19 protein-coding genes are annotated in these 19,081 nt (G+C 54.0%); 15 read left to right on the plus strand and 4 right to left on the minus strand.

Translation table 11 applies throughout. The features are described 5' to 3' along the window. The 12 genes from ACT3UM_RS01195 to ACT3UM_RS01250 all read left to right on the plus strand — a co-directional run bounded on the left by ACT3UM_RS01195 (position 1) and on the right by ACT3UM_RS01250 (position 11,202). Positions 1-666, plus strand: a complete 666-nt coding sequence (locus ACT3UM_RS01195; protein ID WP_498895369.1) for an amino acid ABC transporter permease — start codon at positions 1-3, stop codon at positions 664-666. An 89-nt stretch (positions 667-755) separates the two neighbouring features. Further along, positions 756-1,676 carry an N-carbamoyl-D-amino-acid hydrolase gene (locus tag ACT3UM_RS01200; protein ID WP_498895371.1) on the plus strand — a complete coding sequence of 307 codons (921 nt, stop codon included), beginning with the start codon at positions 756-758 and terminating at the stop codon, positions 1,674-1,676. Positions 1,677-1,802: 126 nt separating this feature from the next. Then, positions 1,803-3,242 carry an N-acyl-D-amino-acid deacylase family protein gene (locus ACT3UM_RS01205; RefSeq protein ID WP_498895373.1) on the plus strand — a complete coding sequence of 480 codons (1,440 nt, stop codon included), beginning with the start codon at positions 1,803-1,805 and terminating at the stop codon, positions 3,240-3,242. A 117-nt stretch (positions 3,243-3,359) separates the two neighbouring features. Beyond that, positions 3,360-4,427, plus strand: coding sequence for a TRAP transporter substrate-binding protein (locus ACT3UM_RS01210; protein WP_498895375.1), 1,068 nt, complete (start codon positions 3,360-3,362; stop codon positions 4,425-4,427). A gap of 62 nt (positions 4,428-4,489) precedes the next feature. Next, entirely contained in the window at positions 4,490-4,954 is a 465-nt protein-coding gene (locus ACT3UM_RS01215) for a TRAP transporter small permease subunit (RefSeq protein WP_498895377.1), read from the plus strand. A 58-nt stretch (positions 4,955-5,012) separates the two neighbouring features. Then, positions 5,013-6,329 (plus strand): TRAP transporter large permease, encoded by a 1,317-nt coding sequence (locus ACT3UM_RS01220; protein ID WP_498895379.1) that lies wholly within the window; start codon positions 5,013-5,015, stop codon positions 6,327-6,329. Between the two features lie 91 nt (positions 6,330-6,420). Then, positions 6,421-7,422 (plus strand): N-acetyltransferase DgcN, encoded by a 1,002-nt coding sequence (gene dgcN, locus ACT3UM_RS01225; protein ID WP_498895382.1) that lies wholly within the window; start codon positions 6,421-6,423, stop codon positions 7,420-7,422. After that, complete coding sequence (gene dgcA, locus ACT3UM_RS01230; RefSeq protein WP_498895384.1) at positions 7,416-8,396, plus strand: N-acetyl-D-Glu racemase DgcA; 981 nt, start codon at positions 7,416-7,418, stop codon at positions 8,394-8,396. The genes dgcN and dgcA overlap by 7 nt, the downstream gene beginning before the upstream one ends. 91 nt (positions 8,397-8,487) lie before the next feature. Next, a complete protein-coding gene (locus ACT3UM_RS01235) occupies positions 8,488-9,351 on the plus strand; it encodes a D-amino-acid transaminase (protein ID WP_498895386.1) in 864 nt (287 codons plus the stop codon). 246 nt (positions 9,352-9,597) lie between these two features. Then, the gene (locus tag ACT3UM_RS01240) at positions 9,598-10,047 is read left to right on the plus strand and encodes a GNAT family N-acetyltransferase (RefSeq protein WP_498895388.1); all 450 of its coding nucleotides are present in this window, start codon (positions 9,598-9,600) and stop codon (positions 10,045-10,047) included. Positions 10,048-10,058: 11 nt separating this feature from the next. Further along, positions 10,059-10,481, plus strand: coding sequence for a rhodanese-like domain-containing protein (locus tag ACT3UM_RS01245; RefSeq protein ID WP_498895390.1), 423 nt, complete (start codon positions 10,059-10,061; stop codon positions 10,479-10,481). A gap of 91 nt (positions 10,482-10,572) precedes the next feature. Beyond that, positions 10,573-11,202, plus strand: a complete 630-nt coding sequence (locus ACT3UM_RS01250) for a LysE family translocator (protein WP_498895392.1) — start codon at positions 10,573-10,575, stop codon at positions 11,200-11,202. A 315-nt stretch (positions 11,203-11,517) separates the two neighbouring features. Here the strand turns inward: ACT3UM_RS01250 and ACT3UM_RS01255 are convergent, their stop codons facing one another. The 3 genes from ACT3UM_RS01255 to codB all read right to left on the minus strand — a co-directional run bounded on the left by ACT3UM_RS01255 (position 11,518) and on the right by codB (position 14,688). After that, the gene (locus ACT3UM_RS01255; RefSeq protein ID WP_498895394.1) at positions 11,518-12,087 is read right to left on the minus strand and encodes a YbaK/EbsC family protein; all 570 of its coding nucleotides are present in this window, start codon (positions 12,085-12,087) and stop codon (positions 11,518-11,520) included. 64 nt (positions 12,088-12,151) lie between these two features. Beyond that, positions 12,152-13,405 (minus strand): cytosine deaminase, encoded by a 1,254-nt coding sequence (gene codA / locus ACT3UM_RS01260; RefSeq protein ID WP_498895396.1) that lies wholly within the window; start codon positions 13,403-13,405, stop codon positions 12,152-12,154. Positions 13,406-13,422: 17 nt separating this feature from the next. After that, positions 13,423-14,688 (minus strand): cytosine permease, encoded by a 1,266-nt coding sequence (gene codB, locus ACT3UM_RS01265; RefSeq protein ID WP_498895398.1) that lies wholly within the window; start codon positions 14,686-14,688, stop codon positions 13,423-13,425. A 312-nt stretch (positions 14,689-15,000) separates the two neighbouring features. Between codB and ACT3UM_RS01270 the strand changes: the two genes are divergently transcribed. Genes ACT3UM_RS01270 through ACT3UM_RS01280 form a run of 3 tightly spaced genes read left to right on the plus strand, consistent with a single transcriptional unit; the run spans position 15,001 to position 18,223 of the window. Continuing rightward, on the plus strand, positions 15,001-16,410 hold the full coding sequence (locus ACT3UM_RS01270) for a diguanylate cyclase domain-containing protein (protein ID WP_498895400.1): 1,410 nt from the start codon (positions 15,001-15,003) through the stop codon (positions 16,408-16,410). 4 nt (positions 16,411-16,414) lie between these two features. Next, complete coding sequence (locus ACT3UM_RS01275) at positions 16,415-17,308, plus strand: amino acid ABC transporter substrate-binding protein (protein ID WP_498895402.1); 894 nt, start codon at positions 16,415-16,417, stop codon at positions 17,306-17,308. A gap of 12 nt (positions 17,309-17,320) precedes the next feature. Next, entirely contained in the window at positions 17,321-18,223 is a 903-nt protein-coding gene (locus tag ACT3UM_RS01280) for an amino acid ABC transporter substrate-binding protein (protein ID WP_498895404.1), read from the plus strand. A gap of 102 nt (positions 18,224-18,325) precedes the next feature. Here ACT3UM_RS01280 and ACT3UM_RS01285 read toward each other — a convergent pair whose 3' ends face one another. After that, positions 18,326-18,949 (minus strand): TetR family transcriptional regulator, encoded by a 624-nt coding sequence (locus ACT3UM_RS01285; RefSeq protein WP_498895406.1) that lies wholly within the window; start codon positions 18,947-18,949, stop codon positions 18,326-18,328. Between the last annotated feature and the right edge of the window lie 132 nt (positions 18,950-19,081).

Genomic DNA, 19,081 nt, shown 5'->3' on the forward strand with positions numbered 1-19,081 from the left:
ATGGATGCTATAGCAAGCCAGTTTTTCAACCTTGAACTGATGAGGCAGGCATTACCACTACTGCTTAAAGGGCTAGTGGTCACCTTGCAGATCTGTGTGGTCGTCATTGTCTTGGGCGGCATGGCTGGATTGCTGCTGGCCATGGCTGCCGATAGCTCCCGCCGCTGGATACGTTGGCCGACCATTGCGTATGTCGACCTATTTCGTGCCATGCCACCCTTGGTGCTGTTGATCTTTGTCTACTCGGGAATGCCATTCGCAGGGGTTAAATTGTCGCCCTATGCAGCGGTGGTGATCGCGTTCGTACTCAATAATTCGGCCTACTACAGCGAAGTCTTCCGGGCAGGGCTGAAGTCCATTTCTCCTGGACAGTTTGAAGGCGCTCGCTCTACTGGACTAACACAGGTTCAGACTATGTTCTGGGTGATTCTGCCGCAGGCGATACGTAAGGTGCTGCCGGACTTGCTTTCGAACACCGTAGAGGTGGTTAAGCTGACATCGTTGGCCAGCGTGGTGTCACTTGGAGAGCTTATGTATCGCGCAGATATGGCGCGCTCAATGAGCTATAACTCATCGCCCATCGTTCTGGCTGCATTGATTTACCTGCTGCTGCTCTGGCCGCTGGTGCGCCTGATCAGTCGTTTCGAACGCAAGCATGAACGCTGATCGAGAGGTCTGAACTATAGAGCCAGTGGCTAGGGTACGACGCGACGTTGTTGTGCTTTTTTAAATGCTTTAATGATAAGGAAACGAACATGCGTGAATGGGTAATCGGTGCGGCTCAGATGGGCCCTATCCAGAAAAGCGAAAGCCGTGAGGTGGTCGTGGCAAGAATGATTGCGCTACTGGATCAGGCTGCCGAACAAGGATGTAATCTGGTGGTTTATCCTGAATTGGCGCTGACCACCTTCTTCCCGCGCTGGTATATGGAAGATCAGGCCGAAGTCGACACCTGGTTCGAGCGGGAAATGCCCAATGCGGCTACTCAACCACTATTTAATCGCGCTCGTGAACATAGTATTGCCATCTCGTTTGGCTACGCTGAGTTAACGCCAGAAGGACGCCATTTTAATACCTCGATTCTGACCAATCGCCAGGGTGAAATCGTAGGCAAGTACCGTAAGGTTCATCTGCCGGGTCATGTCGAGTATGACACCGGGCGAGATTTTCAGCATCTTGAGAAGCGTTACTTTGAACCTGGTGATTTAGGTTTCGAGACATTCGATAACGAAGGCACATTGATGGGAATGTGTATCTGTAATGATCGTCGCTGGCCGGAGACCTGGCGCGTGATGGGTTTGCAGGGCGTCGAGCTGGTCATGCTTGGCTATAACACGCCGTCGATCAATTCCCAGAACCGCGGTGAAGGAACCGAGAAACGCCTCTATCACTCCGAGCTTTCTGTGACCGCCGGTGCCTATCAGAACGCTACCTGGGCGGTGGCCGTGGCCAAGGCGGGTATCGAAGATGGATTCCCGCTGATGGGTGGCACAATTATCGCTGATCCAGATGGTTTTGTGGTGGCCCGGACACAAGGCGAGGGCGACGAGTTAGTGACTGCGCACTGTGACATGGATCTGTGTCAGTTCGGCAAAGAGACCATCTTCGATTTCGCGCGTCATCGCCGTATAGAGCACTACGGACGGATTACTTCGCAGACTGGCGTTGAGCGTTGAATCATTATGACGAATGACTTTCAACGACCATTGGGTTAGCCAAGCCTCGGCCTAGACGCGGTAGACAATGAGCGGTGCATTTGTCTGAAACATGCATTAAAGCGGCGACTTCCAGGAGGATGGTTCATGACTTTCGATGTGATCATACGTCGGGCTAACGTTATCGACGGCACTGGTGCTGAGCCCTTCGTTGCCGATATCGGCGTCACTGGCGAACGAATCGTGGCGATCGGCGATCTTGATACGTCCCAGGCGGAACATGTCGTCGAAGCGGAGGGGCGTTATCTGTCTCCCGGCTTCATCGATGTTCACACTCATGACGACAGTTGTGCCATTCGCCAGCCGGAGATGTTGCCCAAGATCACCCAGGGCATCACTACTGTAATCGTTGGTAACTGTGGGATCAGCGCCTCGCCGGTCAACATTATCGGCGACGTGCCGGATCCGATGAATTTGCTCGGCGAAAGAGATGCCTTCTTCCCGACGTTCGACGCTTTTGTCGACGCGGTCGAGGAAGCATCGCCGGCAGTCAACGTGGCCGCATTAATTGGTCACACCACACTGCGAGCGGGGGTGATGGATCGTTTCGATCGGCCCGCCAATAAAGATGAAATCTTGGCCATGCGCGAGGCCCTGCGGCTGGCCTTGCGGGGTGGGGCAATCGGCTTGAGTACTGGCCTTGCCTATACCAATGCGCGTCAGGCGCCAACCAGCGAGGTCAAGGCGCTGGTAGAGGTCGTCGGTGAAGAGGGGGGGATCTATACCACCCACATGCGCAACGAACGCGAGATGTTGTTCGAGGCGATGGATGAGGCTTTCGAAACGGCTCGACATGGCCGCGTGCCGTTGGTCATTTCCCATCTGAAGTGCGCCGATGTCGAAAACTGGGGCAACAGCGAGCACGCCATCGAGATGCTGGAGGCGGCGGCTCGTGAGCAGCCTTGCAACTGTGATTGTTATCCCTACTCTGCTTGCTCGACCACTCTTGATCTGTGGCGCGTCTCCAACGAGTTCGACATCCTGATTACCTGGTCGAAGCCGCATCCAGATCAAAATCGACGGCTGCTGAGCGAGATCGCCGCCGAGTGGGGCGTGGGTTTGACGGATGCTGCCTCACGGCTAATGCCGGCCGGCGCGATCTACCACAATATGGACGAAAGCGATGTGCGTCGCGTGTTGGCGCACCCGCTTACCATGATCGGTTCCGATGGCCTACCGAGTGATCCCAACCCGCATCCGCGATTATGGGGGAGCTTCCCACGAGTATTAGGCCACTATTGTCGCGACGAAGGCTTGTTCGCGCTGCCGGAAGCGATTCGCAAGATGACCTCAATGTCGGCGGCGCGCTTCGGCCTCACCGATCGCGGCGTGATCCGCGAAGGGGCCTTTGCTGATCTGACCCTGTTCGATTTCAACACGGTTCGTGAGGGTGCCAGCTTCGTTGAGCCTACCACACCAGCTATGGGTATTGATTGGGTGATGGTCAACGGGCAGCCAACCTGGGTCGAAGGAAAGGTTCTCAATCGAGCAGGACGTTTACTGCATCGCAAAGAGATCATCGAGTAGCGCTCATTAACGCCAGGTTATGCCTCGTCGACGAAAAGGTATGAGACAGGTGCTGACTGTTTCGCCGACTATTTTCTTATGCTCAATAACGGGCTTTAACTACTAAGAGGTTAGTCCATGCCTTTACTGAACCTGCAATACCACCGCCTGATGTCCACAATTGCCATCACCCTTACGTTGGGAGGTGCTGGGGCTATGAACACCGCCGCTGCGGAAACGCTGACGTATGCCACCAACACCGCACCTAATGGCCTGCGTGGCGCCGCCGAGCAAGGCTTTCTGGATGCCTTAGGTGAGGTTTCCAGCGGAGAGATCGAGGTGGTGCCTTACTGGGGGGCATCGGTCATGCAGGGCGATGAAATCCTCGGCGGTGTTAGCAATGGCGTCGCCGACATGGGCTATATCAATATCAACTATTACCCCAACCGATTGCTGCTCAACGGAGCTTTCCAGCTGTTTCCCGAGGGACCTGAGAGTTACACGGATATCATGTCGGTCTATCATGCTGTCTATGATCAGGTACCCGAGCTAAGCGAGGAATTTGCTAACCAGGGGCAACGCATCATCTATATCTACCCTTACCTGCCGTATGCCGGGGTCTTCCGTGAACCGGTGACGACGTTTGATGATTTCCGTGGCAAGCGCGTGCGTGCCTCCAGCCAATGGATGCTTAATCTGCTCGGCGATCTAGGCGCAACGCCAGTATCGGTGCCGTGGAGCGATACTTATCAGTCACTGCAGTCGGGGGCTATCGATGGGGTCTTCACCAATTACGATAGCCTCAACCGCACCGGCATGGATGAAGTGGCGCCGAATATTCTGACGTCACGCCGCTTGTGGCTGGCGGTACCCATGATCCTGACGGTCAGTCAGAGCAAGTGGGATGCTATGCCTGCGGAGATGCAAGGCTGGTTCGAGCAAGCGGCTACCCAAGCAGAGAAGACCTTTGGCGAATACTATGAAAATGAGTTCGATCGCATCGTCAAGGTGCAGGAAGATGCCGGTTATACGGTGACAGCCACCTCTGCAGACGACATTGAGAAGTTCGTCTCGTTACCGGCTGTAGAAAGCAATCGCCAGACCTGGATACAGAGCGCCGAGGATGCGGGTGCCGAGAATCCCGTGCAGATCATCGAAAAAATGAAGGCGATCATCGATGAAGGCTCGTCGGCCAGCGACTCATGAATGATAAGTCGAAAGGCGATGCTCACGAGCATCACGGGGGCCGACAACTTAGATCGCGTCTGTTGACCCGGCTCAATCAGAGCTTGGCGGAATTGTGCGGGTGGCTGTTGATCGTGGTGGTGTTGTTCATGGTCGTCGATTTAGTGGCGCGGGGCTTTTCGCGTCCTCTGTACGGGGTCTCCGAACTGGCTATGTTCACGATGATCGCGGTGGTGTATCTCGGCCTTTCGCATGCCGAAGAGCGTGATGCGCATATTCGCGTCGAGTTCCTGACAGACAAGCTGAGGGGTACCGCTGCGCGGCTGTTGATGGGATTCATAACGCTGATCTCGCTCGTGACGGTGATCATCGTAGCTTGGGCAGTATGGGCCAACGCAGTCGGCGCCTGGGAGAGTCGCCAAGCGATTGCTGGCCCCCGCCCGATTCTGGTTTATCCAATCAAGTTCGTGATGTTCGCCGCGCTGGCGCTTTACGGACTACAGCTGTGCCGCCAGCTGGTGGCCCAACTCCGATTCAAGAAGCCGTGAAGGTCGGGAAGCTTGCGCCTCCTGGGTTTCTGATTTTTCTTCTGCTACGGATGTCATCATGGACTTCACGCTAGTCGGCGTCGTCGGTGTCACTGTATTACTGATACTACTCGTGCTTGGCGTTCCCTTGGCTATCAATTTCCTGTTGGTCGCTTTTATTGGAATCGCCACGCTTTTGACTCCTTTCAGCGCCGCTTCGCTATTGGGGGATACCATGTACACGGCGATCGCTTCGCCGACCTTTACTGTGTTGCCTTTATTCGTCTTGATGGGCGCGCTAGCGGCGGCCAGCGGATTCGCCGAGCTAGCTTACAAAGGGCTACATCGCGCGACGGCTAAGATACCTGGATCGCTGGCGGTAGCGACAGCGTTCGGTAGCGCTGCGTTCTCTACCGTATGCGGCTCCTCACTGGCTACTGCTAGCGTGTTTGGACGCATTGCCTATCCAGAGATGCGCCGTTATCAGTATGACAAACGCTTCGCGCTGGGCAGCATCGCCTGTGCGGGCTCGTTCGCGGCGATGATCCCGCCCAGCGGCATGTTTATTCTGTTCTCGATCTTCACCGGCGTACCGGTAGGACAGCTTTTCATCGCCGGCATCGTGCCTGGCGTGCTGACCGCGCTGGTCTACGCTATCTCGATCGTCTGGCGCGCCAAGCGCAATCCCGAATTGGCGCCGATGCTAGAGGAGGAGCAGCGGATCATGCTGCGGGATCGTGTGCGGGGTATTCTCGATCTGTGGCAGATTCTGCTGCTGGGCGGTGTGGTCATCGGCGGTCTTTACGGCGGCCTGTTTACGGCGACCGAAGCCGGCGCTGTCGGGGCGCTGGGGGCGATCATTCTGGGCGTGGCGACCGGGCCACTGCGCTCGCTCGATAAGCTGCGCACGGCACTTCGGGAGTCGGCCGGGATTACGACTACGTTGTTCTTCATCATCGTAGCGGCACTGTTTTTCAGTCGTTTTCTCGGGCTGACGCGTATTCCCTTCGAGATCACAAATTTCATGACCTCCTGGGACGTGCCCGCATGGATGGTTCTGGGGCTGATTCTGGTTATCTGGTTCCTGATGGGAATGGTCGTGGTGCCTGCGGCGGCATTCGCATTGACGTTACCGATCATGTTTCCAATCGTGGTCGAGTTAGGCTACGAGCCGATCTGGTTCTGTATCATTGCCATGAAGATGTGTGAGATTGCAGGGGTGACGCCGCCCGTCGGGCTTAACGCCTTCGCTCTGGCCGGCGCCGCAGGCAAGGAGGTTAGGGTCAGCGAGGTCTTTGCTGGTGTCTGGCCGTTCGTGGCCTGCGATCTATTCATACTTGCACTACTACTGGCATTTCCCGCGATTTCGCTATGGCTGCCGCAGAGTATGATGTAGCGGACTGACTACTATGCCGTGCCGTGCCGCGGCGCATCGTCATGACGGAGAGGGCTCCGTCGATATATCTACTCATTAGAGATAATACAACATGCTCAAGACCCCTTATCTGCTGTTCCTGGGCGATGTGCCCGATCCGCTATCCGCCAAGGTTGCTCAGGGAATCCGAGACTGGCGTCCGGAGTATGCGTTGGGGCAATACCGGCTGCCGGGTTGCCAGGCGGATATGCAGCTGCCGGATCTCGATATCGAAGCCGCTGTGGCGCAGGGTGTCAGGACGCTGGTAATTGGCGCCGCCAATCGAGGTGGCGTGATTTCCCGCAGTTGGATCGCGGTGCTCAAGGAGGCGCTGGCCGCTGGCATGGATATCACCTCCGGCCTGCACAATCTGCTGCGTGAAGAACCGGAGCTGGTCGAGGCTGCCGAAAAATACGGATGCCAGCTGTTCGATGTGCGCGTACCGCAAGTCCAGTATCCGATCGGTGATGGCAAGCCGCGTCGCGGCAAGCGCTGTCTTGCCGTCGGCACCGACTGTTCGATCGGCAAAATGTACACAACGCTGGCGCTAGATATTTCCCTGCGCGAGCGTGGCGCCAAGTCGAGTTTTCGCGCCACCGGCCAGACCGGCATTCTTATCACCGGCGAGGGCGTGCCTCTGGATGCCGTCATCGCCGATTTTATGGCCGGTTCGATCGAATGGCTGACACCGGACAACGACGACGACCACTGGGATATCATCGAAGGGCAGGGCAGTTTGTTCCATCCCTCCTATTCAGGGGTCACGATGGCGCTGATTCATGGCGGTCAGCCGGATGCGTTGATTCTTTGCCATGAGCCGACCCGGACGCATATGCGCGGGTTGCCGCATTATCAGTTGCCGACGCTCGAGACATTGCGTGATACCGCGCTGCCATTGGCGCAGGTGGTGAATCCCGAGTGCCAGGTTGTTGGCGTCTCGGTCAATACCTCGGGAATGCCAGTCGATGAGGCGGATCGCTATCTACAGGAGCTGGAGGCACGACTGGGATTGCCGTGTGTTGATCCCTATCGGCAAGGCGCCGATCGTCTGGCGAAAGCGGTGCTGGCATGCTGAAGCTGACCGTCGAGGAACAGGTTTTCCCGCTGGCCGAAGTGTTCACCATCTCTCGCGGCTCGCGTATTGACGCGCGAGTTGTCGTGGCGACATTGAGCGATGACGTCCACACCGGACGCGGCGAATGCGTCCCTTATGCGCATTACGGCGAGTCGGTCGACAGCGTGATCGCACAGATCGAGTCGATGAGCGATGGATTGATGGCGGACATGGATCGACTTGAGCTGCAGTCTCGGCTGCCGGCAGGAGCCGCTCGCAATGCGCTCGACTGCGCGTTCTGGGATCTTGAGGCCAAGCGAACCGGTAAGCCGGTCTGGGAGCTTGCGGGAATCGACGCTCCCAAGGCCCAGATCACGGCTTTTACGTTGTCAATGGATACGCCCAATATCATGCGCGAGAAGGCCAGACATCACGCCGCCAGACCGCTACTCAAGCTGAAACTGGGCGGCGAGGACGATATCGAACGCCTGCGAGCGGTGCGTGAAGGTGCTCCCGAAGCGCGGATCGTCGTCGATGCCAACGAAGGGTGGAACCGTGAAACCTACGCACGTCTGGCACCGGTGTTGCTGGAGTTAGGCATCGACATGGTCGAGCAGCCGCTACCGGCCGAGAACGACGCGCCGCTGGCGGAAATCGATCGACCACTACCGGTCTGCGCTGATGAAGCGTGTCATGACCGCACATCGCTGCCGAATTTGGTTGGCCGCTATGACATGGTCAATATCAAGCTCGACAAGACTGGCGGATTGACCGAGGCGCTGGCACTCAAACAGGAAGCTCTGGCGCGAGGTTTCGAGATCATGGTCGGCTGCATGGTGGGCTCATCGCTGTCGATGGCGCCAGCGTTGCTAGTGGCACAAGGTGCGGCGGTGGTCGATCTCGACGGGCCGCTGCTGTTGGCCCGGGATCGTGAGCACGGTATGCGTTTCGACGCTGAAGGTATCCATCCGGCAACGCCGGCCTTGTGGGGTTGAGCTGTCGTTATTGTGGACAGAGCCACCTACTCCGGCGCGGTTTCAGCAGAGATAAGCATGAACATAAAGACATACATAGAGACGGCATGAGATGACACAGCGCACGGTCTACGTGAATGGCGACTATGTCGCGGAGCAGGACGCCAAAGTATCGGTTTTTGATCGCGGCTTTCTGCTCGCCGATGGCGTCTACGAGGTTTCGTCGGTGCTGGACGGCAAGCTAATCGATTTCCCTGGCCATATGCAGAGATTGAAGCGCTCAGCGGTAGAGCTCGAGATGGCCTTGCCGTGGGGTGACGATAGACTGTTGGATATTCATCGCGAGCTGATCCGGCGCAACGCGCTCAAAGAGGGCATGGTCTATCTACAACTGACTCGAGGCAGTGCCGGTGATCGTGATTTTGGCTATCCAGAGGCTGCAACGCAGCCCACGCTGGTGCTGTTTACCCAGGCCAAAGTGCTGGTTGAAAGTCGTAGTGGCCGAGAAGGCATTCGCGTCGCGACGCAGCCTGATTGGCGCTGGGCCCGGCGTGACATTAAGACGGTACAGTTGCTCTACCCCGCAATGGCCAAAATGGCGGCGAAAGCGGCTGGTGCCGATGACGCTTGGCTGGTTGAGAGTGGTGTGGTAACAGAAGGGGCGTCGAATAATGCCTGGATGCTGACTCACGAGGGGGTGTTGGTAACGCGCGAACTTTCTCACGCTATCCTGCCGGGAATAACCCGCGCCGTCGTTCTAGAGGTCGCCGCGTCGCTCTCCTTGCGTGTCGAGGAGCGGGCATTCAGCGTCGCGGAAGCACAGAGCGCCAAGGAGTGCTTCGTGACGTCAGCGTCCTCGTTTGTCACGCCGGTCATTGCAATCGATGATGTCAATATTGGTGACGGCTATCCTGGCGAGGTATCGCGGCAACTGCGCGAAGCGTACATCGTGGAAAGTCGACGTCGCGTCATGTGAGCTGTGTTCATAAGCTGCAGAAGAGAAAGCCCGCCGATCAGAAGAGTATAAACATTCACCACAAGTTGCTTTAGCCTCAATCCATTGCACCCGATTATGTTATATCGCGAGGTACCTCAACAATCCAGTCGCTAGCGGCATCACGTCGTTTCACTGGTTCCCTTAATTTAGCGTTAAGTGGTTCTTTATTGTAGACCACTATAGCGGCAAGCTGTGGTTAATCACCACCCAGATGGAGCAGTCGTTATGGTTAACATTCGTTCGGCGGTACTCAATGACTTAGAAGCTCTTAGCGCATTACTTGATGGCTATCGTCAGTTTTATAAGCAGCCGAGTGATCTTCAAGCGGCGAGGGATTTTTTAGATCAGCGCATGGGGCTAGGGGATTCCTTCATTCTGGTTAGCGAGAACAGTGAAGGAGCGCTCACGGGTTTTGTGCAGCTATACCCTGGCGTTTCCACAGTGGGCTTAAATGCGCGCTGGACGCTCAATGATCTGTTTGTGCTACCAGAGTGTCGCGATAAGGGCACGGGCAGAGCGTTAATGGAAGCCGCCACCCAGCTTGCCCACGATCACGGCGTTGCACGTTTGATATTAATGACCCAGGTAGAGAACGAGCGTGCTCAGCACCTTTATGAATCATTGGGCTGGCAGCGTAATACGGCTTTTTACGGGTATTTGCTGGATATCAAATAAAGGAGAGCAACATGAATAACGAGCAGCAATCCGCCGTACTCGCTTTTCCTCCTGCAAATCCCGCCTCAATGGCCGCCGCGATGGTCGACAAGCTTTGTTATCACACCGATGCCTGGGATGTGGCGCAGGACTTGGCGAATGGCATTAGCGACATCGTGGTGATCGATACCCGCAGTTTTGAGCACTACTGTGCCGGGCATATTCCTGGGGCAATCAGCTTGCCGCATAAGGAGATGACGCCAGAGCGTTTAGCTGAGTTAGATACCACCAGGGTTTATATCACATACTGCGATGGAATCGGCTGTAACGGCTCAACCAAAGGCGCGTGGAAGTTGGCAAGCGCAGGTTTGCAGGTAAAAGAGTTGCTGGGAGGACTGGATTTTTGGCGCCGTGACCAGCATCCCATCCAAACAGGTGGGAAGCTTCGCATTTGAGCCTGTTGCTTGCGGGTGTTAGACCTCAAGCTTAACAAGAGTAGCGGCTAAATCAGCGGGTTAATATTTTTCAATGCTCGAGGGAGCACTGATGATTCCGATAGAAACGCTTTTTCTTTTCCTTGTTACCACTTTCGTGGTCGTGCTTTCACCAGGGCCTGCCGCCATTGTTGTCACTGGCGAAGCCGCATCGAATGGATTCAAAAGATCATTTTTTGTCATCTTGGGTATTGCCATTGCAAACATCTCATTCTTTGTTCTATCTGCAACAGGTATTGCTGCGCTCATTATTGCATCGAACGTTCTGTTTACGGCAATTAAGTGGATTGGCGTTGCTTACCTTCTTTATCTTGGCTTTGGCGCAATTATGGGCTCCGCTGGGCCGCTAAGTATTACTCCGTCAAAGCGGGAAACAGGAAATTATCATAACGTCTTTCTTAGAGGCTTCGTCTTGGAAGCCTCAAATCCTAAGGCATTGCTCTATTTTTCAGCAATATTACCGCAGTTCATAGACATCTCTCGACCAGTCTTTCCCCAACTCGCAGTTTTGTGTTTTATAACCATGTTCATAGACTTATTATGCTACTCAATGTATGCATATCTAGGTCATAAGTCGAATAGAGTAACTGTTTCTCCATTCATTATGAAGTGCATAAATCGCACTGCTGGAGGCATGTTAATTTTTGCGGGATTAAAAATGGCGACAGTCGAGCGACAGTAAAAGCATAATCCTTCATTACGGTGGACTGACTTCAGCATCCGCTGAAGTCAAACGATAACACTCGGGTTTATATCACTTACTGCGAGGAATTGGCTGTAATGGCTCAACCAAAGGCGCGTGGAAGTTGGCAAGCGCAGGGCTGCGGGTAAAAGAGCTGCTGGGAGGGTTGGATTCTTGGCGCCGTGACCAGCATCCCATCCAAGCAGATGGGAAGCTTGGTGAGCGCAGAGGCTGTAGCGTGTGGTTGTTAGGTGATTTAAGTTGATAAAAATTAATTATGTGGCATTTACTTAATTCCAGAAAAGCACGCTAGCGTTACTTTTCAAATAGCGAGCGTGGCTTTGCCTGCCCCGAATGGTACTGTTCAATTGATGTCTCTAAATGAGTGGCGTTGGCTTGAGAGCTGAGTAAGTGATCGCTCTCCGGCAACTTACACACATCTACCCATTCGGCATTGACCAGCTCGGCCAGGCGCTTGGGGCTTAGGCGCACGGCGCTGTTGGGCGAGCCTGCGGCGGGCAGCACCTCATCAAAAGCGTGGAGAGATTCATCGCAGTACACCGGCAGGTCGGTGGCGAGGCCAAAGGGGCAAACGCCGCCCACCGGGTGGCTGGTGAGTTCCATGACCGTTTCGGCGTCGAGCATTTTGGCCTTGCCACCGAAGGTATCGCGAATCTTACGGTTGTCGATACGCGCATCGCCACTGGCCATGATCAGTAGCGGCTTTTCACCGACTTTGAACGCTAGGGTTTTGGCGATTTGACCAGGCGCTACGCCGTGGGCGTCAGCGGCGAGCTGAACGGTAGCAGTGCTGGTTTCTAGCACTTCGATGTTGATATCCGGCGCGTGCTCGGCAAAAAACTGGCGAACGGTCTCAATGCCCATCGTAGTCTTCCTTAGTTGGTAACTTTGGTCGATTAAATGATTAATCTAACCTGCCTAAAGTGCTTTAGCCAAGCCACTGTGGCGTAGTGATCTTGCTCGGCTCACGCTGCATGATGATCTCGCCGTGGCGTACGGAAAGCAGCACTTCGCCTTGGGCGCGCAGCACGCTGTAGTCATCTTCGCCCTCCAATAGGTTGAAACTGGCGGGTTTGCCGACCTCGATGCCGTAGCGTGCCTCAATATTGAGCGTACGGGCGCTGTTATCGGTAATCAGTGAGAGCGCCTGGCTGAAGTCCTGATAGCCCATCATCTGGCAGATATGCAGGCCAAAATCCAATGTGCGTAGCAGCTTTCCATTCCCCAGGGAGTACCAGGGGTCAAAGATGGAGTCCTCGGCAAAGCAGACATTAATACCCGCTTCGTTGAGCTCTTTTACCCGTGTCACGCCGCGGCGTTTTGGATAGGTGTCAAAGCGCCCCTGAAGATGAATGCTTTCCGTGGGGCAGGAGACAAAGTTAATGCCCGAACGCTTGAGCAGCAGAAACAGCTTGGAGCAGTAGGCGTTGTCGTAAGAGTGCATCGCCGTGGTGTGGCTGGCGGTGACGCGGCTGCCCAAGTCGTTAAACAGTGCTTCGCAGGCCAATACTTCGAGAAAGCGCGAATTGGGGTCATCAATCTCGTCACAGTGCACATCCACCAGACGGTCGTACTTGATCGCCAGCTCGATTACCCGCTTCATGGAGGCCACGCCCAGCTCGCGGGTGTACTCGAAGTGGGGTATGCCGCCTACCACATCGGCGCCGATCTCTAGTGCCTCTTCCATCAGCCTGTCGCCGCCAGGGTAAGAGAGCAGGCCGTCTTGAGGAAAAGCGACCACCTGAATATCAATTTTATCCTTTAGCTCATCACGCAGGGCGCACAGCGTTTTCAGCCCAATCAGGCTAGGGTCGCTGGTATCGGCGTGGGTGCGCACAAACTGCACGCCATTGCCGATCAACAAATTCAGGGTCTTCAGTGCCCGCTCGCGAATATCCGCTTCGGTCAGCATGGGCTTACGCTCGCCCCAGCGCTCAATGCCTTCAAAAAGCGTGCCGCTCTGGTTCCAGCTTGGCTCACCGGCGGTGAGGGCGGCGTCTAAATGAATGTGTGGCTCAATAAAGGGCGCGCAAACGAGCTTTGCCCCCGCATCAATCTGCCCTTCGCTCGCTGTTTGCGGTGCGTCTTGCACGGTAATTGACGTGAACGTGCCGTTCTCAATCTCAAGTCGGTAAAGCTCAGGGCGCTGGCGTAGGCGGGCGTTGATAATTTGCATGCTCATATAAAACAGGGGCTCACTTATTGTTCGGCAGTAGAGGGAAGCGTATCGCTTAGCGTAGCGTGGTTTAAACGAAGTAACACGGCGTAGCTGCCCGCTGCCACTATCACACCCACCAACGGAGGTAGTAACGGGGAGAAGTAAGCCGCCCCGGCGCCCAGCGCATACGCAGCTAACCCTCGGCGATTGAAGTTAGGCAATTGGGCGTTATCCAATGCGGGGTAGCGGCCTTTATGCTTAAGCCAGAAGTCCGCCATGATCACCCCGCCCATGGGCGGTATAAAAGTACCCAGAAGTACCAGAAAAGGAATCAACAGGTTATACATGCCGCCTACCGCCAGCACGGTGCCAATCGCTGCGCCGCCCACGGTGACCAGTCGGCGCTTTTCGGTGCGCAGCAAATTGCAACCTGCCACGGCGAAGTTGTAGATGGTGTTGTCCTGGGTTGTCCAGATATTCAGAAACAGCATCAGCACGGCGATAGTGACAAAGCCCTGAGCGATCAATACATCCACGATATCCGCCTGCTGGTAAATCATGGTGCCGAGTGCGCCGGTCAGTACCATTAAGCCGTTCCCCACAAAAAAAGCCGTCAGGGTGGCGATGACGGCAATTTTCGGGGTCTTGGCGAAGCGGCTCCAGTTGGTGGCTTGGGTGCCGCCGCTAATAAAGGTGCCGATGATGACGGTAATCGCCGCTGCTACGCTCATGCTTTCCGTGGGTGTTTGCTGGCTCAGTCCCGCGAAGCCGCGCACATCCACCAACCCGGTGAAGAGGCTGATCAGGATAAACAGCATCATGGCGGGGACGGCAAAGCGCGACAGCCAGTCCATACCCTTATAGCCAATCATGGCGGTCACGCAGAAACCAAACCCAAAGAGCACCATTAAGGGGATTTCCAGCCATTCAGGCATCCCAGTGGTGCGTACTAACACTAGCGCAATCGTCGCGGTGCCCCAGGCGTACCAGCCTATCTGGGTAAAGCCGAGAATAAAGTCGGAGAGTCTGCTGCCCTTCTCGCCAAAGCAGAAGCGCCCCATCAGCACCGAATTGAGTCCGCTTTTACAGGCGATATAAGCAAGTGCTGCCGCATAAGCCCCCAGCAGCAGGTTGCCAATCAGTATGACCCATAGTAGTTGGCCAATCGGAAAGGCCTGGCCTAACGTGCCGCCAGCCCACATGGTCGCAGTGAAAAACGTAAAACCAAGCAGCACTGCGGAGGTGGAGAGCAGGCCCTTGCGGGCGCCGATAGGAACCTCACTGAGCGGGTAATCAGACTGGTGCATCACGATCTCCTAACATAAATAAGCGAACCTGTTAGCTATTTATAAAGCAAGAGATATGCCAAAAGGGTAGGACAATAAGAATGATTACGCTTGTCATTTTTTTAAGACATGCCAGCTCATTTTAATGATACTTTAGTAAATAAAACCTAATTGTTTGTATACATTTGTCGAATAAAATAGTGGTCAAAAAAGCTTGTTTGTTAAAGAAATGATCGCTCATTGCGATGACGCTTGGATAGGCCCGCTGCAGCTATAGCCATGAAGGAACCGGAGTAGATGCCAGAACCCCAATATAGGAGTGCTTCACTGCCTGTGGCTAAACTTCCTTGGCATCATACCCTGGTGGGTAAGGTGGTGATGTTTATGCTGATGGGTGTGCTGTTTGCGTATTTAACGGGGGCGCTATCGGGTTTTTTGATGGTTGAACGTGGCGCCCGGGAGCAGTGGTTGCGCGAAGCGCAGGTGAACGCTCAGATAGTGAGTGCGACTATTAGGCGTATTTATACGTCCGTGGCGGTTAAGACAGATGATACCGGTCAAGTCACGCATATCATTTCCCAGCGCCCGATTGGCGATGAAGAGTCGGTTCTGGAAACTGGGTTTAGTCCAATTGATGTATTGGCGCTGGCAAGTGCTCAAACACGTAACAATGTATGGCTGTTCGCGAAGTCTTCAGAGGGCTTCACCGTAGTCGCCGATGCACTTAATACATCATCAGACTCACCCGCCAATCTGGAGATCGATACGTGGCATACAACATCGGATGCCGCTGATTTTTATGTTGGATTTGCCAGCATTGGCGGTGAAGAGCACTTTGTTAGTTCACTGCCTATTGTGACGTCTGATGGTCAACTATTAGGTGCTCTAGTGGCCACCATAGGCCAGAAAGCAGGGTTGTATCAGATGCGCAATGATCTGATTAGTAAAGCATTTATAGCGCTACTGGTGGTGTTGGTCGCGACAGCCCTGCTCGTTACTATTTTGATGCGTCAGTTATTTACACCTGTGCCGGTATTAATTAGATCGCTCACCGACATCGCTAAAAACCAGACCGCTGACAGCACGCCTTATACCGACCGTAACGATGAGATTGGCCGGATGGCAAAGGCCATAGACGCGCTTCGTAAGAAAGTCATTGAGCGTGAACACTTACTTGAAGTTAAAGACGAAGCTCTGCGCTTTCAGCACCTTGCGCATCATGATGAGCTGACCAAATTGCCCAATCGTGTGCAACTCAATAATGCTTTAAAAACGGCGGTGAGCTCACTGCATCAAGGTGACGTATTTAATGTCATGCTGTTTGATCTTGACCATTTTAAAGCAGTAAACGATAGCCTGGGGCACGCGGCGGGTGATGCTCTGCTCGTTGAAGTTAGTCAGCGGGTACAGGGGCTGCTGACCCACAATGATTTGGTGGCGCGCCTTGGTGGCGATGAGTTTGCCATCATTCAACGCGTTGTGCGTAGTGCCTCCAGTGAGGCAAAAGTACTGGCAGAAGCGATTGTGTCTACCCTACGTGAACCGTATCAGTTTAATAACCAGGAAATTAACATTGGAGTGAGTGTTGGCATTGCTACCGCGCCCGCCGATGGCCGTAATAGCCATGATTTGCTACGTCACGCAGATCTGGCGCTCTATGCGGCCAAGGCGAAAGGGCGCGACCGCTATATGCTCTATGCCGCAGGGATGACTATGGAATCCGGGATCATCGAACAAAGGTAAGCCTATGAAGTGGCTAGTAGCGTTATTAATGATTAGTGCGATGTGGCAAGGTGCCGCTGCTAGTGAGGAGGTCGCCTCCTCGCCGACGTTGTCGCGTATTGCGTCGGCTGGTGAGATTGCTATTGGCCATCGCACCAGCGAAGTACCCTTCTCCTACCTGGTTAACGATCAACCTACAGGCTATGCGATCGACCTCTGCCTAAACGTGATTAAAGGCCTGGAGGAATCATTGGGCTTGGGTGATCTAAAGGTCACCTATGTGCCGGTAACGCCTGCCAATCGATTTATATTAGTGCGTAATGGCGAAGTGGATATCGAGTGCGGAGTGACCACCAACACCCCTGAACGCCGGCGCCAAGCCGCTTTTTCATACCCTCATTTTCTGACCGCGACACGTTATGTATCGCTTGCCGAGCAGCATATGGACAGTGTGCAGGATTTGGCGGGCCGCAGCGTGGTATCAACCACGGGCACGATCAATATTGCTCAGCTCAACGAGCTTAATCGCACCGAGGGGCTCAATATATCGGTGATGCTCAGTCGTAATCATGAAGAAGCCTTTGATATGGTCGCCTCAGGGCAGGCGTCCGCGTTTGTGATGGATGATATTTTATTAGCGGGTTTGATTTCATCAGCCGCAGACCCTGCCGCTTTCCATATTTCTCAAGCAACGCTGAGCAGTGCCGAGCCCTATGGCTTAATGATGCCGCCTGATGACCCTGTTTTTGTTGAGCTGGTCAATAAGGAGCTACGCAACATTTATCAGAGTGACACTATCCACACGCTTTATGAAAAATGGTTTTTGCAGCCGCTCCCTCCCGACAACCGGGTATTGAACTTGCCGCTAGCGCCGGCGCTCGCTGCTATTTTCGCCAACCCTGAGCAGTACATAGAGTAGAGGAGGTGTGTTATGCGCCGGAGTTTATTGCTTGGGTGGTGTAGTTTGTGGGTAATGATGGCTGGTGGAGAGGCAGCCTATGCAGAGACGCCTATCGATTCGCTTGAACGCATAGAAGCAACCGGCGTATTAAGGGTTGGCTATGGTGATACAGCGCCATTCTCTTATTTAGATAGTCACGGTAACGTCGTCGGTTACTCTATTGATATTTGCCAGCGTTTAGCGAAACAGCTGCAAGTGCAGTTAGGTCTGCCTTCCCTGGATATAGACTATGTGTATCGTACGCCTAGTAATCGGGTACAACTGCTCAATAGCGGTGATATCGATATTGAGTGTAATGCCAGTACTAATACCCCAGAGCGACGGCAGAGTGCGCAGTTTGCACTGAGCCATTTCTTTGTCTCGGTGCATTATGTGGCCCTGAAAGAGAATGGGTTTAACACCTTGGAGGACTTGGCCGGACGAAGCGTGAGCGTTGCTAGGGGCACCGTTAATGTCAGCCAGATCAACCAGGTCAATCGAGAACGGCAACTGAACTTGTCGGTCGTGCCAGTCGAGACATTGCAGGAAGCGTTTGATTTAGTTACTGATGGGCGCGTAGCGGCCTTCGCGATGGATGATATATTACTGAGCACAATGATGGCTGAGTCCGAGCATCCTGAAGCGTACGCGCTTTCCGAAGAAGCCATTACGTCGACAGAGCCGCTCGGTTTTCTAATGCGATTGGGCGACGATGCCTTTGCAGCTGAGGTGAACAAGGCTCTTGAGCATATTTATACCAGTCCGGAAATGCCGCTGCTTTACGAACGCTGGTTTCAGCAACCTATTCCGGGTAAAGACATTACGCTTAATGTACCGATGAGCACCGTATTGGCTGAACACTTTATCGCCCCCCGCGAAAAGGCTGGAAATTAAGTGTGTAAAGAGCAATCACTGGAGAGGCAAGATAGCCTCAAGATTTTCCCAATACGTGTTTTATAAATATTTACTATCAAAAGCTTAAGCTTTATTTAAAGCTTATATGTTGTGATTGTCCAATAAACCACGCATTAGCGTTTCTACTATGCCGTTGTATTCATCGACCAATGAATATTGCTGAGGATCCTGGAGCCAATCAAAGCAAACGCCAATTAGAAAGCTGTGAAACTGGCGGCGTGCACTGGTCGGGGTAAGGCCCGCGCGCAATTGGCCTTCTGTCTGGACCTGTTCAAATAACGCTTCGACCTGGGTTTCTGAATGTTTAGGGAGTTGGGTGATCATGCAGATACGCGGATGTTCATCTTCTAATTTTTCGCAGCGGTGCAGCACGATGGTGATGGCCCGCTGCAAAGGTAAGTCATAACAAATGGCTGCCAATAGGCGTTGAGCAATATCGCGCAAACAGATAGTGGGGGTTGCGCCGATTCGCTCGATAGCTTCATCCACAATCTCATCCAAAGGAATGCGTACGCGCTCCAGCAATGCATCGAAGACCGCTGCTTTATCCTCAAAGTGCCAATAAATGGCCCCACGTGTCACTCCGGCCGCTTGGGCAATATGCGCCAATGTAGTACGTGAAACGCCTTGAGCCAGAAACGTGGCCTCCGCAGCGTCAAGTATCGCCTCGCGGGTACGCTCAGCGTCAGCCTTACGACGGGACATAGCGGCTCCTATTAATAAAATTCACAGTATTTTGGCAGCGATGGATAGCAAAGTCGCCAGTTGGTGATTATTATACACTTCACTGACATTCATGAATGTCAGTGAAGTGTATAATACTGACTTTATTTTCTG

The sequence above is a fragment of the Halomonas sp. AOP13-D3-9 genome (assembly GCF_052379125.1).
In the GTDB taxonomy this organism is placed as follows: domain Bacteria; phylum Pseudomonadota; class Gammaproteobacteria; order Pseudomonadales; family Halomonadaceae; genus Vreelandella.

Coding starts and splice junctions, on each gene's coding strand:
- ACT3UM_RS01285 (WP_498895406.1), bottom strand. CDS start 18,949: ATGTCCCGTCGTAAGGCTGACGCTGAGCGTACCCGCGAGGCGATACTT.
- dgcN (WP_498895382.1), top strand. CDS start 6,421: ATGCTCAAGACCCCTTATCTGCTGTTCCTGGGCGATGTGCCCGATCCG.
- ACT3UM_RS01235 (WP_498895386.1), top strand. CDS start 8,488: ATGACACAGCGCACGGTCTACGTGAATGGCGACTATGTCGCGGAGCAG.
- ACT3UM_RS01220 (WP_498895379.1), top strand. CDS start 5,013: ATGGACTTCACGCTAGTCGGCGTCGTCGGTGTCACTGTATTACTGATA.
- ACT3UM_RS01195 (WP_498895369.1), top strand. CDS start 1: ATGGATGCTATAGCAAGCCAGTTTTTCAACCTTGAACTGATGAGGCAG.
- ACT3UM_RS01275 (WP_498895402.1), top strand. CDS start 16,415: ATGAAGTGGCTAGTAGCGTTATTAATGATTAGTGCGATGTGGCAAGGT.
- codA (WP_498895396.1), bottom strand. CDS start 13,405: ATGAGCATGCAAATTATCAACGCCCGCCTACGCCAGCGCCCTGAGCTT.
- ACT3UM_RS01200 (WP_498895371.1), top strand. CDS start 756: ATGCGTGAATGGGTAATCGGTGCGGCTCAGATGGGCCCTATCCAGAAA.
- ACT3UM_RS01245 (WP_498895390.1), top strand. CDS start 10,059: ATGAATAACGAGCAGCAATCCGCCGTACTCGCTTTTCCTCCTGCAAAT.
- ACT3UM_RS01210 (WP_498895375.1), top strand. CDS start 3,360: ATGCCTTTACTGAACCTGCAATACCACCGCCTGATGTCCACAATTGCC.
- ACT3UM_RS01255 (WP_498895394.1), bottom strand. CDS start 12,087: ATGGGCATTGAGACCGTTCGCCAGTTTTTTGCCGAGCACGCGCCGGAT.
- dgcA (WP_498895384.1), top strand. CDS start 7,416: ATGCTGAAGCTGACCGTCGAGGAACAGGTTTTCCCGCTGGCCGAAGTG.
- codB (WP_498895398.1), bottom strand. CDS start 14,688: ATGCACCAGTCTGATTACCCGCTCAGTGAGGTTCCTATCGGCGCCCGC.
- ACT3UM_RS01250 (WP_498895392.1), top strand. CDS start 10,573: ATGATTCCGATAGAAACGCTTTTTCTTTTCCTTGTTACCACTTTCGTG.
- ACT3UM_RS01240 (WP_498895388.1), top strand. CDS start 9,598: ATGGTTAACATTCGTTCGGCGGTACTCAATGACTTAGAAGCTCTTAGC.
- ACT3UM_RS01280 (WP_498895404.1), top strand. CDS start 17,321: ATGCGCCGGAGTTTATTGCTTGGGTGGTGTAGTTTGTGGGTAATGATG.
- ACT3UM_RS01205 (WP_498895373.1), top strand. CDS start 1,803: ATGACTTTCGATGTGATCATACGTCGGGCTAACGTTATCGACGGCACT.